Source organism: Nonomuraea sp. NPDC050540, assembly GCF_044457485.1.
GTDB lineage: Bacteria > Actinomycetota > Actinomycetes > Streptosporangiales > Streptosporangiaceae > Nonomuraea.
Genome location: NZ_JBITHA010000004.1, coordinates 181,645 through 194,735, shown reverse-complemented (window position 1 = coordinate 194,735; position 13,091 = coordinate 181,645). Strand labels below are relative to the sequence as shown.

Here is a 13,091-nt window from a genome sequence, read left to right as displayed (position 1 = left end):
GTCCCGGGACGTCCCACCTCTTCCTCTAGCCCGCGGCAGGGGTTCACTGCCTATCGTGAACCGCGTGGGACAAGTTGCGTGGGCCTATGACCTGGCCAAACGATTGCTGGAAGAGCCCCTGCCGCGCAGATGGGCACACACGCGAGGCGTCGGCCAGCGCGCCGAGACGCTCGCCCCGATCCTGGGCACCGACGCGGACACCCTCGTGGCCGCGGCCTACCTCCACGACATCGGATACTCTCCACAGCTTGTGGACACCGGCTTCCACCCTCTCGACGGCGCCCGATACCTCCGTGATGTCCACCAGGCCGACGAGACCCTGTGCCGGCTGGTCGCCCATCACTCCTGCGCCGTGAATGAAGCCCTTGAGCGCTCGTTGTATGACGCGCTCACCAACGAGTTCAGCACAGAGCGCCCGCATCTGATGGATGCGCTGACCTATAGCGACATGACCACGGGACCGGACGGCCAACACCTCGACGTCGAGGAACGCCTCACCGAGATCCATTCACGCTACGGCCCAGAGCATCTCGTCAGCCGCTCCATCACCGCCTCGACGCCTTGTATCACGGCTGCTGTCCGGGCTGTGGAGTTCGCGATGGCTTCCCGAGCATGATGCACCCATGGGATTCGCCGAGCTGTCGCTCAGACAGTCGCTCTTCGTCAGGCGCTACGTGGCGACGGGCCGGGGAAGCCGGCGGCGGTATCTCCAGCTCATGGGCTCGTACATGCTGCTACGAGATCGGAAGCTGGTCCGCTTCGGGCGCCTGCTGGCCAGAGACGCGCGGCGGATCTCGGATGACGATCCCAGGTTTCTGCTCGGCTTCGAATGGCGATCCAGGTACACGGCCGCGTGGCTGATCGGCCTCGACCGCCGAACTCAGTTTCGCGAGCAGCTCGGCCGGTTGCTCCTGGAGAGTAAGGCCGTCTACGCCGGGGGCGCCTATTGTTTCGCGCTGGCGCGTTTCGCCGAGGAGCGCGATGCCGAGATCCTCGTCGCCTACCTGGATCACTACCTCCCGCAGGTGGACTGCCGCTACGACCAGACGGACGCGATCGGCGCGCTCCTTCACCTCGACCAGCGCCTAGGCACAGAACATGCCGCCCGGTTCCTTCAACCCGGCGGGTTGTGGGAAGAGTCGGCGGTGTCCGACGTGGACCCGGCCGAATCCAAGGCGTTGATGGATGTGCAGTGCTCGTTCGCCGACGCATGCATGACCAAGAGCCTGCGGCAATGGCTGCCGCATCGCCGGCGCTTCATGGAAGAGCAAGATCATCCGATATAGGGGGAAGACTTTGTCGACAGGAAGTGCTCGATGCGCATGCGCATCGACCGGTCCATCGGCAACTCCATCACCTGGTCCCGCGGCACCCATCGAACCTCGCGCGACTCGTCACTCGGCGTGGGCGTTCCGGTGACGGCGCGGCCGGTGAGCACGAGGGAGAACTCCTGCCGAGCCTCACCATTAGAGGTGTAGAGGATCACGTGCCGCGGATCGCTGTAGGTCCCTGACAGGCCGGTGATCTCGCAGGTGATCCCGGTCTCCTCCAGTGTCTCCCTGATCGCGGCGTCCGGAATCGACTCCCCAAGATCAATGGCCCCACCGGGGACGGCCCAGTTGTCGTTGTCGCTGCGCCGGATCATCAACAGCGCGCCCTCGGCATTGGTGACCATGACGTTCACGGACGGCACCAGGCTGTTGGCCGCGGGCGCGTCGGGGTCGTCGAAGTAGTCGATCCGCGTAGCCATGGATCAGGACTCTAGCGGGACCGCCCCGTCCCACGTCTTCTCGAAACTCCCCAGGTACAGCCCCACCATGTCCCCACCGGCCACCCGACGCAGATGCAGAACGGGCGCGTCGCCGGCGGGCTGGCCGTACGCGTGAGTGTTGACGAGAAGCTGATCGTCCCCGCGGAAGATCGAGTTGTACAGCACAGTCCGATGCAGCCGAATCTCAGCCCCGGGCACCAGATTGCGGAAGTACGTGATGGCCTGCTTGCACCGATCGCGCATCGCGTCACCGATGTTCTCGTCGATCCCACGCTGAGCGACCTCGGCACTGTCCGGCTCACCCAGCAAGATCCGAACCCGCACCCCGGCCCCCGCCCGATCGGCCAGCAGTCGCATCAGCCCCTTGTCGTCATGGATGAACGTCCCGCTGTAGACCAGGATCCCGATCTCCTGGGACGCCTTCTCGAAGAGATGTCCCCAAGCGTCCCTCGGTACGGCCCAGCGGTGCGGATACACGGTGATGATCTCGCTCTCGGACGCCGAGGCGACCTGCTCCCGCGACAACGCCTTGGGCCAGAGATAGCTCTCATCCACCCCAAGGTAAGAAGCCGCAGCATAACGATGCTTCCGATAGGGCTCGCGATCTTTGGTGACCCACCGCTCCACGGTTTTCGGATCGACCTGAATCGCCTCAGCCAGATCACCCACGCCCACACCCTTGGCCAGCAGCGCCGCCCGCAGTCGCTCGTTCGCCATCTCACCTGCCCGCATGGGGACGTCCGGGGACCTGGCCATCGTAAGCGGGACGTCTTGAACATGTCCCGTCGTGTAGTGATCCCGTCCCGATCACCCGGCGCATCCTCGGTTGCACAAGCCCGGCAAGCCCGCAACCGAAGGAGGAATGCCTATGAACGATCCCCAGACCTGCGCATGCGAAGCCGCCCTCGAAGAGGGCCAGACGCTCTGCACCAAATGCCGCAACCGCGAGCGCTGGCACAGAAGACAAGCCGCGAACCAGCGCCGAGCCGCCCGCCGCAAGAACCGCCCACCCCGAAACCCTCGTAAGGAGCCTCAGCCATGACCTGGATCCCACTGATCGCCGCCGCAGTCATCGGCATAGCACTCGCGTACGGCTTCGCCACCCTGGTCATCAACATTCGCCGCGAAGACAAGGCTATGAGCCTCCGCCACCGACCAGCGACCGCGGCCAACTCGATGACCCGCATGGTCACCGGCTGCTACGCCAGAGGCGCTAACTCCGCAGCTTCTTCTCTACCCGAGCGAGACGTTCCCCTAGATCTCGCACCGCACTACGCAACTCGCTGACCTCAGCCGCCAAATCCACAGCCGGCACCGAGTCGAGATCCCGGACGTAAACGCCCTTCCCCTGCTGCCCGATGACAAGCCCCTCGTTCCGCAGCAACCCGACCGCCATCTTCACCACGGACAGCGAAGCGTCGTACTGCTCGGCGAGCTGAGCCGTAGAAGGCAACGGCGCCCCAGGCGCAAGAGCGCCACCGCGAATCTGCTCCCGCAGATCATCGGCGATCTGTAGATACCCCGGCCGCCCGGTGTGCTTGACCATCGCCCCAATCTCACCACACCAAGTCACCCACGCCAACGTTGACAACCGAGCCAACTAGGTTAACTATGTTGGCTACGACGGATAAGGAGGTACCGAATGCGCACCATCCCGATCCCCGTAGACACCACCCGCCTGACCTTCACCTGCGCCAAAGCCCCACGCCCCCGCCTCGCCAGCAAGGACACCGGCCAGATCAAGACCGACAAGGAAGGCAACACGCTCTACGAGACGATCCTCATGGCAGAGGACACCCTCGGCCGCATCGAACTGGTCAAGGTCAACACCACCGGCGAACCCGCCATCACCCAGGGCCAGGACGTCACCCCGCGCGACCTGCTCGGCTACGTCTGGGAGATCGCCCAGGGCGGCCAGACCCGCTGGGGCATCAGCTACAAGGCCTCAACGATCGAGGCCATCCATGCCTGACACCTTCACCCTCACCCTGGTCGCCATCTCGGCCGCAACCGGCATCCTCTGGGCCTGGCGAGCCCTCCACCCCCGCTCCTTCTGGTGGATCATCGGCTACCCCCTCACCGCCCTGAACGTCCGCCTCACCTGGCGCCGCGTAGCCCTCGGCTGCGGCCTGACGAAGAAGCGCCACCAGTGGTGGTTCACAACGGTCCCCGGCGCCATAGCCTCCACCGGCATCGTCAAGGTCAAGCGCCGTTTCCAGCGCGTCGCCGTAGACACCAAACCGTTCATCTGGCTCCCGCTCCCCACGCGGTACGGCTGGCGCGTCACCCTCCACACCCTGGAGGGCCAGACCCCCACCAACTACTCAGAAGCCGCAGAGGCGTTAGCCCGCTCCTGGGGCGTCCACGCGGTCCGCGTCTCCTCACCCCGTCCCGGCCGAATCGTCCTCCACGTCACCCTGACCGACCCCCTGGCAACGATCGACCAACTCCCCGCCTCAGACGACCTCCTCAAGGTCACCGTCGGCTGCCTCGAAACCGGCCAGCCCTGGACCATCGACTTCCGCACCGTCCCCCACTGGCTCACCGCCGGCGCCACCCAATCCGGCAAATCCAACCTCGCCAACGCCGTCCTCGCGGGCCTCGCCCCGCAACCCGTCGCCCTGATCGGCTTCGACCTGAAAGGCGGCGTCGAATTCACCCCCTACGCGTCCCGCCTGTCCGCCCTCGCTACCAGCCGAGCCGAATCCACCGACCTGCTCACTGACCTCATCGCCCTGATGATCGCCCGCATGGGGCGGTGCCGTACCGCAGGAGCCCGCAACATCTGGCAACTCCCACCCACAGAACGCCCGACCCCCATCGTGATCTTCATAGACGAGATCGCCGAGCTGTACCTGATGGCCGACAAATCCGAAAAGAACGAGATCGCCGCCACCTCGACAGCCCTCCTCCGCATAGCCCAGCTCGGCCGCGCCTTCGGCCTCTACCTGTTCTGCTGCGGCCAGCGCATCGGCTCCGACCTCGGCCCCGGAGTGACAGCGCTCAGAGCCCAGTGCTCAGGCCGCATATGTCACCGCGTCAACGACCCGGAAACCGCCACCATGACCCTCGGCGACCTCGACCCCGCCGCCCTCGTCTCGGCCCGCGCCATCCCCGCCGAACAACCCGGCGTCGCCATCGTCGCCGGACAAGACGGCCACTGGTACCGCGCCCGCTCGTACCTCATCGACGAGCACACCGTCGAACAGGCCGCCAAGCAGCACGCCCACCTGACCCCGTCCTGGACCGACCTCACCCGCCACCCGATCGCCGCCTGAAAGGGGGGACACAACGATGCGACGCCTGGCCACCTGGCTCCTCGACACCGGACCCATCATCGTCCTGGCCGCCATCGCCGGCGCCGGATCGTTCACCCACATCCGCGACACCGCCACCGAACACGGCCAACCCGGCTGGATGTCCTGGGCCGTCGCCATCTGCGTCGACCTCACCTGCGTCATGGCCGCCCGCGAACGCCAACGCGACAAACACCATCACCGTGTACGGCGCGGCCCCGCCTCCTGGCCCACCCTCGTCCTGAGCCTGGCCGCCAACCTCAGGTCCCATCCCCAGAGACCCGCAAGGCGCTCGACAAGCTCAACGACAGCCTGCAGACCCCGTAGCTGTACAACCCAGCTGTACAAGATCGAAAAAGGCCCTCAGGGATGATCCCGGAGGGCCTTTGAGCTGTGGTGCGGCCGGAGGTACTCGAAACCCCAACCTTCTGATCCGTAGTCAGATGCTCTATCCATTGAGCTACGGCCGCCTGCTTCGTAAGAAAGCATAGCGGACCCAGCGGGGTGCCCAGAACCGGATGGTCGATTCTGCCCTGTGGATACATCGAAGTGTGTATCCACAGGTTGGCCGGGCGAAGGAGGGAAGGGGCGAGCGAGAGTGATGAGATAGGGCAATGAAGCGTGCGGCACTCGGGGCGGTCCTGGCCTTCGCCGTGGGCGCGGCGCTGATCGCCGGGGGTGCGCACTTCCAGCGGGGCTCCACGTGGCTGCTGTTCGTGCCGTTGGCCTTCGTGTGTGCCGGGGTCGTGGTGCGGACGCGTGCGCCGATCTGGTCGCTGGGGCTCGGGCTCGTCGGGGTGGGGATCGACATCTTTGTCGGGCCTTCGCTGGGGACCGTGCTGGTGTTCACCGACAATCTGTACTCGGCCGCGCTCTACGGGCCGGCGCGTCTGGCGCGCTGGCTGCTGGGTATCACGGCGAGCATCGCCATCACCGCCGGGCTGGGCGCGGGGTTCTTCGTCGACAACCTCTGGCAGCTGGTGGTGATCTCGATCCAGCTCGGGCTGCTGCTGGTCATCCCGGTGACGACGGCCATGGTGCTGCGGCAGCAGCGGGATCTGGCGGCGGCCGAGCGGGCCAGGGCCGAGGAGGTGGTACGGCTGGTCGAGCTCGATCGGCAGGCGGCGATCTCGGCCGAGCGCAACCGGATGGCGCGCGAGCTGCACGACATGATCGCCAACCATTTCAGCGCCATCGCGATCCAGTCCACGGCGGCGTTGTCGCGCCGGGATCTCGACGCGGAGACGATCCACACGATCATGGAGTCGGTGCGGGAGAACAGCGTGAAGGGCCTGGACGAGATGCGCACCATGATCGGGCTCCTCCGGCAGGAAGGCGAGGAGACCGAGGCGATGCGGTTGCGGCTGGCCGACGCGGAGAGCCTGGTCGAGCGGTCGCGGCAGGCGGGCATGGCGGCCGAGCTGGAGATCGTCGGGGAGCCTCGGGAGTTGCCCGCCTCGGTGGATCTGGCGGGGTACCGGATTCTTCAGGAAGCGCTGACGAACGCCCTCAAGCATGGCGATCAGCCGACGTCCGTGCGCGTTGTCTATCAGGCGAGGCATGTGGTGTTGACCGTCGACAATCCGGTCAACGGGCGCAAGGCGCGGTTGCCGGGGTCCGGGGCCGGGATGGTGGGGATGTCCGAGCGTGCCGCGCTGGTGGGCGGGGAGATCGAGGCGGGTCCGCGTGCCGACGGATGGCGCGTACAGGTGAGACTGCCCACGGCGGAGGAGGCTGGATGAGCGGCGGCATCAGGGTGCTGGTGGCCGACGATCACGCGGCGGTCCGGGCGGGGATCGTGCTGATCCTCGGCGGCACCGACGACATCGAGGTGGTGGGTCAGGCGGCCGACGGCGTGGAGGCCGTGGCGATGGCGCGGGAGCTGCGGCCGGACGTGGTGCTGATGGATGTGCGCATGCCGCGGATGGACGGGATCTCCGCGGCCCGCGAACTGGCCGGGGTCAGTGACGTGCTGATCCTGACCACGTTCGACCTCGACGAGTATGTCTTCGGGGCGCTGCGGGCCGGCGCGGTGGGGTTTCTGCTGAAGAACACCGACGCCGACGCGCTGGTGGCCGCGGTGCGGCTGGTCGCGAGGGGTGACGGGCTGATCTCGCCGTCGGTGACGCGCAGGTTGATCTCCGCGTTCGCCCAGCAGCCGGAACGGCGGGCGCCCCAGGAACTGGAGAACCTGACGCCACGCGAGCGGGAGGTGCTGGCCTGCGTGGCGCGCGGTCTGTCCAACGCCGAGATCGCCAAGGAGCTTGATATGGCAGAGGCGACCACGAAAACCCATGTCAGCCGGGTGCTCAGCAAGCTCGGGCTGCGCAGCCGCGTACAGGCGGCGATCTACTACTCGGAGGGCCCTTCATGATCATCTACGGATGGCTTTCAGGTTGACGACGGTCAGTTCCTTGCCACCGCCCTTCTCTTCGGTCGTGCACGAGTTGTTCACGCACTTCTGGACGCCCTCGGCGTCGTCGTCCCAGGCGAGGATGCCTGGCAGGTTCCAGTAGCCGAGCCCCTCCTTGCCGAAGGAGACCAGCCGCTCGGTCCTGAGGTCGTAGGCCAGCGGCAGCTTCGAGCCGCCCATGGCGTTGATGACGTCGTCCTGCAGCCGTTCCTCTGCCGTGTGCAGGCTCACCCCTTCCGGGAGGAGGTTCCGCGAGTCGCCTTGGGGGCCCTGCGAGAACATCCCGCCGTCCTGTGTGCCGATGCACTTGTACTCGTTGCAGATGACGCCCTCGTCCCCCTCCAGCAGAGAGACGTCCGTGGAGTCGCCGGTCTCCAGGTTGACCAGCCGGGTCTGGTTGCGTTCGCTCTGCTTGCCGGGGCCGAAGGCGAACGCCCATGGCCAGGCGTTCAGGTGGAGGTCGTCGGTGCCCTGGATCTTCTCCGGTTCGCCGCCGGTCAGCGGGATCCGGTAGACGCCGCCCTTGCGTACCGACCACACGACGTGGTCGGCGGTGACGTTCAGTACCTCGATCTGCGCCTGGTCGCCGGTCAGCTCCGTGAGCCGGCGGGCCTCGCCGCCGGTGCGCGGCATGACCCAGATGTCAGCCCAGATGTCCTTGTTGTTGGGCGTTTCGCCGTACCAGACGACATGCTTGTCGTCGCCCGCCCATTCCTGGACGAAGTATCCGCGCCTGGGGTCGGGCACCGCGCCCAGATCGTGTGTGGCCTTGCTCGCCATGTCGTAGACGGCCACGCGGCCGGCCTTTTCGAATGACTGGTCCGCGGCCAGCAGGATCTCCGCCGGGCCGATCGCGGCGACCGGGCGGTACTTCCACCCGTTGGACGCTACACGCGGGACCTTCGCGATCGCCTCCGGCCAGGCCTCGGTGACGTGTGCGACCGGCTCCGTCGTGCTGGTCACGGTGACCTGGGTCGCCGGTCCGGCCTGTCCGCCCCCGCTGGACAGGGCGAAAGCCGTACCTCCGGCAAGGACGACGACCGCCGCGGCGGCCAGCGCCATCCGCGCCCACTGCGCCTTTTTGTGCCCGCGGCGGCGTGCCACCACGGCTTCCGTCAGTCCGCCCGGCAGGGGCTTGGCCTGGTCGGCGGCCGCTCGCAGCGTCCGCACCAGGTCTTCTTCGCTTCTCATCGCGCCTCCTGAAGCACTCGCTTGATGCGGAGCTTGTCCAGGGCGCGGGCCGCCTGACTGCGTACGGTCCCCCGCGAGACGCCCATGATCTCGGCGATCTCGGCGTCGGCGAGGTCCTCGTAATAGCGCAACACGAGCACGGCTCGTTGCTTGCGCGGCAGCTCCTGGAGCTCGGCCCACAGGTCGGCGTCGCCGTACCTGTCAGACCTGCCCTCTTCCGGTACGTCGGCGACAAGGTCCTCCCTGTGCCGCCGACGCCAGGCGCTGATGTGCAGCCTGGTCATCGTCGTGCGAACGTACCCCTCGGGGTTCTGTTTGTTCTGCACGCGATGCCAGGCGTCACCCAGGCGCGCCAGTGCCTCCTGGACAAGATCCGCCGCGTCCTCCGAGTTTCCGGACAGCACATAGCCGTACCGGAGGAGGGCGTCCCCCCTCGCTCGGACGAACTCGTCGAAATCAGCTGTGTGGTCCACGTATCCAAGGAGCGGCGGCCGGGCGCTTCTGTTGCACGGCTATTCGGGGACGTACAGGAAGAGCACTTCGGCGGTGCAGGCCGGGCGGCGCTCGCCCTCGACCTCGATCGTGACCTTCAGCGTGGTGAGCTGGCCGGCGGGGCTGCCCTTGACCGCGGCCAGCTCGGCCGTGGCGCGAACACGCGAGCCGACCGGGATGGGCTTGGGGAAGCGGACCTTGTTCAGGCCGAAGTTGACCGCCATCGCGATGCTCTGGACCTCGACCAGTTCCTCCAGGAACGACGGCAGCATCGACAGGCTGAGGTAGCCGTGGGCGATCGTGCCGCCGAACGGGCTCTGCTTGGCCCGGTCGACGTCGACGTGGATCCACTGGTGGTCGTCGGTGGCGTCGGCGAAGAGGTTGACCTGCTCCTGGGTGACGGTACGCCACTCGGTCGGGCCGAAGATCTCGCCGGCGCTCGCCTTGAGCTCCTGAAGGTTCGCGAAGGTCCGCATGGGTCGGAACGCTATTGGGCGGTCGGCGCGGCTGCCAAGTTCAACCACTTGCTGGCTCGCGGGTGAGTACTTCCTTGCGTCGGGGGTGGTATTGCGAAGATCTTTACTCGAAAGCATCGCGCAGGTGTTCGAGTGCGCGCTACAGTTCTGGGTATCGAATCGAACACGGGTTCGGCCAGGTGAGAGGGGGTGCCATGCTCGTCCAGACACGCCGTAGCTGTTTCTTCCCAAATCTACGACGACCGCTATACCCGGCAATAAAGTCCGAGAGCGTGGACCCCGTGCGCAATCCCTACGCCCCCGGTGCCGGACAGCGTCCCCCGGAGCTGGCCGGCCGTGATCGAGAGCTGCAGCAGTTCGAGGTGGTGCTGGAGCGAGTGGCCCGCGGCCGCCCCGAGCGCAGCATGGTCGTCACCGGGCTGCGCGGCGTGGGCAAGACCGTCCTGCTCAACACCTTCAAGTCCATGGCGATGCAGCGGCTGTGGGGCACCGGCAAGATCGAGGCCAGGCCCGACCAGTCGATCCGCCGCCCCGTCTCCGCCGCCCTGCACATGGCGATCCGCGAGCTGGCGCCACGCCACCGCGCGCCCGAGCGCATCGAGGAGTTCCTCGGCGTGCTCAAGGCGTTCGCGATGCGCGACCCGGCCGCCGCCAAGGGCACCTCCCACTGGTCGCCCGGCATCGAGGTGCCGGCCAGCCGCGGGCGGGCCGACTCCGGCGACCTGGAGATCGACCTCACCGAGCTGTTCGTCGACGCGGCCGGCGTCGCCACCGACCTCGGCGTCGGCGTCGCGTTGTTCATCGACGAGATGCAGGACGTGCAGGCCGCCGACATCTCCGCCCTGTGCGCCGCCTGCCACGAGCTGTCGCAGACCGGCGGGCCGCTGATCGTGGTCGGCGCCGGGCTGCCGCACCTGCCGAGCGTCCTGTCGGCCAGCAAGAGCTACTCCGAGCGGCTCTTCCGCTATGCCCGCATCGACAAGCTCGACCGTGATGCCGCCGATCTGGCGCTGATCCTCCCCGCCCGGGAGGAAGAGGTGGAGTTCACCCAGGACGCGCTCGACGCGCTCTACGAGGCGGCCGACGGCTACCCCTACTTCGTGCAGGCCTACGGCAAGGTGGCGTGGGACCTCGCGCCGCGCAGCCCGATCACCGCCGACGACGTCAAGGTCGCGGCGCCGGAGGCGGAGGAGGAGCTCGCGGTGGGCTTCTTCGGCAGCCGCTACGAGCGGGCGACGCCGGCCGAGCGCGACTACATGCATGCGATGGCCCAGATCGGCGACGAGCCGGTGGCCACCTCCGACGTGGCCGACGCCCTGGGCCGCAAGCCGTCCAGCCTGTCACCGGCCCGCGACAGTTTGATCAAGAAGGGTCTCATCTACAGCGCCGAACGCGGTCAGATCGCGTTCACAGTGCCGCATTTCGGGAGGTTCCTACGTGCACAACCGATCTAATCGGCACTCCTAGTCCTCTATTGGGTTGTCTAGTGGGGAAGCTAGACAACCCAATAGAGCCACATCGTCATGCCGTCCTACCGCTCTATAGGACGGTCTAGCGTCAGGCCGAGACCGGCGTATATTCCGGCATGGAGTCCGTGCTGACCACTGCCATGCGCACGGCAGGCCGGCGTCCGCTGAGGTAGACGGCGAAGACCACGTCGTCGCCCGCCTGGTTCTGGAAGGCGAAGAAACGCCAGCAAAGCTCACGCCAGCTGTCGTACGGCTCCGCCGCGACGAGCCCGTCGCGGTGGGCACGCCAGGCGCCGCTGGCGCGCAGCCGCGCGAGCGTGTGGCTCTCCTGCGGCGCGGGACGCTGCTCGCACGGCGCCCGATACCGGATCCGGTCGACCGCCTCCTCGATCTCGGGCGAGAGCACGGCCAGCACCGCCACCCCCACGAGGAGGAACCACGAAGGGTTCGCGAAGGCCACCCAGCCGGGCACCGGCGCCCATACCGACACCAGTGCCATCCCGGTCAGCACGAGCGTGCGCCCGATCGAGCGGCGGCCCACCGGCGCCGAGCTGACCTCGCCGAAACAGCCGCATCCCGCGTCGGGGCGGCGCCTGCGCAGTTCCATGAGCACGTAGGTGGACAGCGCGAAGAAGAGCACCGTTCCCCAGCGGAACAACGGGTGCGTGGTCAGCACCAGGCCGGTCACCAGCACCAGCTCACCGACCGCGCAGCACACCAGTGCGGGGGCCTGCAGCTTGTCGGGGACCAGGACGGCGGGACCGAGGCGGCTGAGGGCGCCGGGTTCGCCTCCGGTGAACACCGTGGCGAGTTTGGCGACCGTACCCAAAACGAGGAGGACGATCAGCACCGGCAGCTGCGATTCGAGCATGTGCGGTCACCCCAATCCGATCTGGGCATTGAAGCAGCCCTTGGTCAGTTCGCCCCCCAGTTCCACGAAGGACGAGGGCGACAGCTCGGTGATCCGCCCCCGCGGAGAGGTGCCGCACTCCACACACCGGTCACAGAAGCGACCGGCCAAGCAGCCGCACGCCACGATCGGCACGTTCGCGCTGCGTGTCGTACACAGGTTCTTGACCTGCAACAACGATCCGATCGCCAGGTACGGCAGGCCGACGCAGGACACCGCCGAATCCGGGCACCCGGCGTCGGAACGCTCCAGCATGGGATAGGCCGCGCCCCGCTCGTCCTCGTCGAAGGCGTCGGCCCAGGTCGCGGTGCCCGAGATGCGCGGCTGCTGCCCGGCGTAGGCAGGTGGCGGCGACGGCACGGATCTGGCCGGGTAGGCGGGCTGCGAGGTGGCGGGCAGCAGGGCGTGGCTCTCGCCCTGGTCCCTGATGCCGATGGCGTCGAAGAGATAGCCGGGCTCGAACTGCGGATGCCGTACCCGCAACCGCCCGGTGGTGCGATACGGGATGACGATGGTGCGGTGGCCGCGATGGGAGCCGCAGTCGAGCTCGACGGACAGGTCCTTGCGGCCGTCGATGGAGACGATGGTGCCGGTCATCCGGGTCACATCCCCCCAGATGCGTTCGACGACCCGGCCGTCGCGCAGCGCGCGCAGCATGACCCGGCCGCCCACGGGCAGATCGGCCGGCGCGACGTCGCCGCCCCGCCACGCCGTCGCCCACGGCGCGATGACCAGCCGCTCTTCCTCGCCGTCCACGGTCTCGATGATGATCAGATGCGGGCTCACGTCGAGGATCTCGCCGGCCACGGCGGTTAACGGCGCGCCGTCCCCGGGATCCGGGCCCGGCACGCCCGCCTCCCGGCCCAACGCGGCCGCGGCGAGCGCTCTGCGCCGCTCAACACTCGGAAACCCCACGCGCATAGCCTCACACGAGATCCGGTACGGCAGGCACCGGACACCCCAGATGAGAGCAAAATACGCAACCCCGGGGGAAGGTGGAGACACCCGGTGTCGAACAAACTGCCACCGGCATGTCCCGACCTTTATGTTTGGTAGACCGAATCCTGAATTCC

The 13,091-nt window shown here is 67.5% G+C and carries 16 protein-coding genes and 1 tRNA gene; 8 read left to right on the top strand and 9 right to left on the bottom strand.

Features of this window, described 5'->3' with window-relative positions:
- The first annotated feature begins 55 nt into the window (after nucleotides 1-55).
- Nucleotides 56-616 carry an HD domain-containing protein gene (locus tag ACIBI5_RS15515; RefSeq protein WP_397247169.1) on the top strand — a complete coding sequence of 187 codons (561 nt, stop codon included), beginning with the start codon at nucleotides 56-58 and terminating at the stop codon, nucleotides 614-616.
- 7 nt (nucleotides 617-623) lie between these two features.
- Nucleotides 624-1,286: a DUF6000 family protein gene (locus tag ACIBI5_RS15510; protein ID WP_397247167.1), complete on the top strand. Its 663-nt coding sequence runs from the start codon at nucleotides 624-626 to the stop codon at nucleotides 1,284-1,286.
- On the opposite strand, the gene ACIBI5_RS15505 is transcribed toward ACIBI5_RS15510, so the two are convergent.
- The 3 genes from ACIBI5_RS15505 to ACIBI5_RS15495 all read right to left on the bottom strand — a co-directional run bounded on the left by ACIBI5_RS15505 (nucleotide 1,274) and on the right by ACIBI5_RS15495 (nucleotide 3,317).
- A complete protein-coding gene (locus ACIBI5_RS15505) occupies nucleotides 1,274-1,750 on the bottom strand; it encodes an NUDIX hydrolase (RefSeq protein ID WP_397247165.1) in 477 nt (158 codons plus the stop codon). The genes ACIBI5_RS15510 and ACIBI5_RS15505 overlap by 13 nt on opposite strands.
- A gap of 3 nt (nucleotides 1,751-1,753) precedes the next feature.
- On the bottom strand, nucleotides 1,754-2,488 hold the full coding sequence (locus ACIBI5_RS15500; RefSeq protein ID WP_397247163.1) for a helix-turn-helix domain-containing protein: 735 nt from the start codon (nucleotides 2,486-2,488) through the stop codon (nucleotides 1,754-1,756).
- Between the two features lie 496 nt (nucleotides 2,489-2,984).
- Nucleotides 2,985-3,317: a GntR family transcriptional regulator gene (locus ACIBI5_RS15495; protein WP_397247161.1), complete on the bottom strand. Its 333-nt coding sequence runs from the start codon at nucleotides 3,315-3,317 to the stop codon at nucleotides 2,985-2,987.
- A 96-nt stretch (nucleotides 3,318-3,413) separates the two neighbouring features.
- On the opposite strand from ACIBI5_RS15495, the gene ACIBI5_RS15490 reads away from it, so the two are divergent.
- The 3 genes from ACIBI5_RS15490 to ACIBI5_RS15480 are packed head-to-tail and all read left to right on the top strand — an operon-like array spanning nucleotide 3,414 to nucleotide 5,440.
- Complete coding sequence (locus tag ACIBI5_RS15490) at nucleotides 3,414-3,743, top strand: hypothetical protein (protein ID WP_397247159.1); 330 nt, start codon at nucleotides 3,414-3,416, stop codon at nucleotides 3,741-3,743.
- A complete protein-coding gene (locus tag ACIBI5_RS15485; RefSeq protein ID WP_397247157.1) occupies nucleotides 3,736-5,049 on the top strand; it encodes an FtsK/SpoIIIE domain-containing protein in 1,314 nt (437 codons plus the stop codon). Before ACIBI5_RS15490 ends, ACIBI5_RS15485 begins: the two co-directional genes overlap by 8 nt.
- A gap of 16 nt (nucleotides 5,050-5,065) precedes the next feature.
- Complete coding sequence (locus ACIBI5_RS15480; protein WP_397247155.1) at nucleotides 5,066-5,440, top strand: DUF2637 domain-containing protein; 375 nt, start codon at nucleotides 5,066-5,068, stop codon at nucleotides 5,438-5,440.
- A gap of 21 nt (nucleotides 5,441-5,461) precedes the next feature.
- Here the strand turns inward: ACIBI5_RS15480 and ACIBI5_RS15475 are convergent.
- Nucleotides 5,462-5,537: transfer RNA gene (locus ACIBI5_RS15475), tRNA-Arg, on the bottom strand.
- 144 nt (nucleotides 5,538-5,681) lie between these two features.
- Between ACIBI5_RS15475 and ACIBI5_RS15470 the strand changes: the two genes are divergently transcribed.
- Complete coding sequence (locus ACIBI5_RS15470) at nucleotides 5,682-6,809, top strand: sensor histidine kinase (RefSeq protein WP_397247153.1); 1,128 nt, start codon at nucleotides 5,682-5,684, stop codon at nucleotides 6,807-6,809.
- Nucleotides 6,806-7,441, top strand: a complete 636-nt coding sequence (locus ACIBI5_RS15465) for a response regulator (RefSeq protein ID WP_397247152.1) — start codon at nucleotides 6,806-6,808, stop codon at nucleotides 7,439-7,441. The genes ACIBI5_RS15470 and ACIBI5_RS15465 overlap by 4 nt, the downstream gene beginning before the upstream one ends.
- Here ACIBI5_RS15465 and ACIBI5_RS15460 read toward each other — a convergent pair whose 3' ends face one another.
- From ACIBI5_RS15460 to ACIBI5_RS15450, 3 genes are read right to left on the bottom strand one after another with little or no spacing between them, the layout of a single operon-like run.
- Nucleotides 7,442-8,671: a hypothetical protein gene (locus ACIBI5_RS15460; RefSeq protein WP_397247150.1), complete on the bottom strand. Its 1,230-nt coding sequence runs from the start codon at nucleotides 8,669-8,671 to the stop codon at nucleotides 7,442-7,444.
- Nucleotides 8,668-9,144, bottom strand: coding sequence for a SigE family RNA polymerase sigma factor (locus ACIBI5_RS15455; RefSeq protein ID WP_184958952.1), 477 nt, complete (start codon nucleotides 9,142-9,144; stop codon nucleotides 8,668-8,670). Before ACIBI5_RS15455 ends, ACIBI5_RS15460 begins: the two co-directional genes overlap by 4 nt.
- A gap of 39 nt (nucleotides 9,145-9,183) precedes the next feature.
- Nucleotides 9,184-9,639 carry a MaoC family dehydratase gene (locus ACIBI5_RS15450; RefSeq protein WP_397247149.1) on the bottom strand — a complete coding sequence of 152 codons (456 nt, stop codon included), beginning with the start codon at nucleotides 9,637-9,639 and terminating at the stop codon, nucleotides 9,184-9,186.
- A gap of 272 nt (nucleotides 9,640-9,911) precedes the next feature.
- On the opposite strand from ACIBI5_RS15450, the gene ACIBI5_RS15445 reads away from it, so the two are divergent.
- Nucleotides 9,912-11,093 carry an AAA family ATPase gene (locus ACIBI5_RS15445; protein WP_397247147.1) on the top strand — a complete coding sequence of 394 codons (1,182 nt, stop codon included), beginning with the start codon at nucleotides 9,912-9,914 and terminating at the stop codon, nucleotides 11,091-11,093.
- Between the two features lie 103 nt (nucleotides 11,094-11,196).
- Here the strand turns inward: ACIBI5_RS15445 and ACIBI5_RS15440 are convergent, their stop codons facing one another.
- Together ACIBI5_RS15440 and ACIBI5_RS15435 are read right to left on the bottom strand one after the other, a co-directional pair.
- Nucleotides 11,197-11,979 (bottom strand): MauE/DoxX family redox-associated membrane protein, encoded by a 783-nt coding sequence (locus ACIBI5_RS15440; protein WP_397247145.1) that lies wholly within the window; start codon nucleotides 11,977-11,979, stop codon nucleotides 11,197-11,199.
- 6 nt (nucleotides 11,980-11,985) lie between these two features.
- The gene (locus ACIBI5_RS15435) at nucleotides 11,986-12,939 is read right to left on the bottom strand and encodes a hypothetical protein (protein ID WP_397247143.1); all 954 of its coding nucleotides are present in this window, start codon (nucleotides 12,937-12,939) and stop codon (nucleotides 11,986-11,988) included.
- Between the last annotated feature and the right edge of the window lie 152 nt (nucleotides 12,940-13,091).

Bases quoted from the DNA above. Each gene is read 5' to 3' on its own strand.
- ACIBI5_RS15450 (WP_397247149.1), bottom strand. From the start codon at position 9,639: ATGCGGACCTTCGCGAACCTTCAGGAGCTCAAGGCGAGCGCCGGCGAG.
- ACIBI5_RS15500 (WP_397247163.1), bottom strand. From the start codon at position 2,488: ATGGCGAACGAGCGACTGCGGGCGGCGCTGCTGGCCAAGGGTGTGGGC.
- ACIBI5_RS15485 (WP_397247157.1), top strand. From the start codon at position 3,736: ATGCCTGACACCTTCACCCTCACCCTGGTCGCCATCTCGGCCGCAACC.
- ACIBI5_RS15435 (WP_397247143.1), bottom strand. From the start codon at position 12,939: ATGCGCGTGGGGTTTCCGAGTGTTGAGCGGCGCAGAGCGCTCGCCGCG.
- ACIBI5_RS15480 (WP_397247155.1), top strand. From the start codon at position 5,066: ATGCGACGCCTGGCCACCTGGCTCCTCGACACCGGACCCATCATCGTC.
- ACIBI5_RS15505 (WP_397247165.1), bottom strand. From the start codon at position 1,750: ATGGCTACGCGGATCGACTACTTCGACGACCCCGACGCGCCCGCGGCC.
- ACIBI5_RS15465 (WP_397247152.1), top strand. From the start codon at position 6,806: ATGAGCGGCGGCATCAGGGTGCTGGTGGCCGACGATCACGCGGCGGTC.
- ACIBI5_RS15490 (WP_397247159.1), top strand. From the start codon at position 3,414: ATGCGCACCATCCCGATCCCCGTAGACACCACCCGCCTGACCTTCACC.
- ACIBI5_RS15510 (WP_397247167.1), top strand. From the start codon at position 624: ATGGGATTCGCCGAGCTGTCGCTCAGACAGTCGCTCTTCGTCAGGCGC.
- ACIBI5_RS15495 (WP_397247161.1), bottom strand. From the start codon at position 3,317: ATGGTCAAGCACACCGGGCGGCCGGGGTATCTACAGATCGCCGATGAT.
- ACIBI5_RS15460 (WP_397247150.1), bottom strand. From the start codon at position 8,671: ATGAGAAGCGAAGAAGACCTGGTGCGGACGCTGCGAGCGGCCGCCGAC.
- ACIBI5_RS15470 (WP_397247153.1), top strand. From the start codon at position 5,682: ATGAAGCGTGCGGCACTCGGGGCGGTCCTGGCCTTCGCCGTGGGCGCG.
- ACIBI5_RS15440 (WP_397247145.1), bottom strand. From the start codon at position 11,979: ATGCTCGAATCGCAGCTGCCGGTGCTGATCGTCCTCCTCGTTTTGGGT.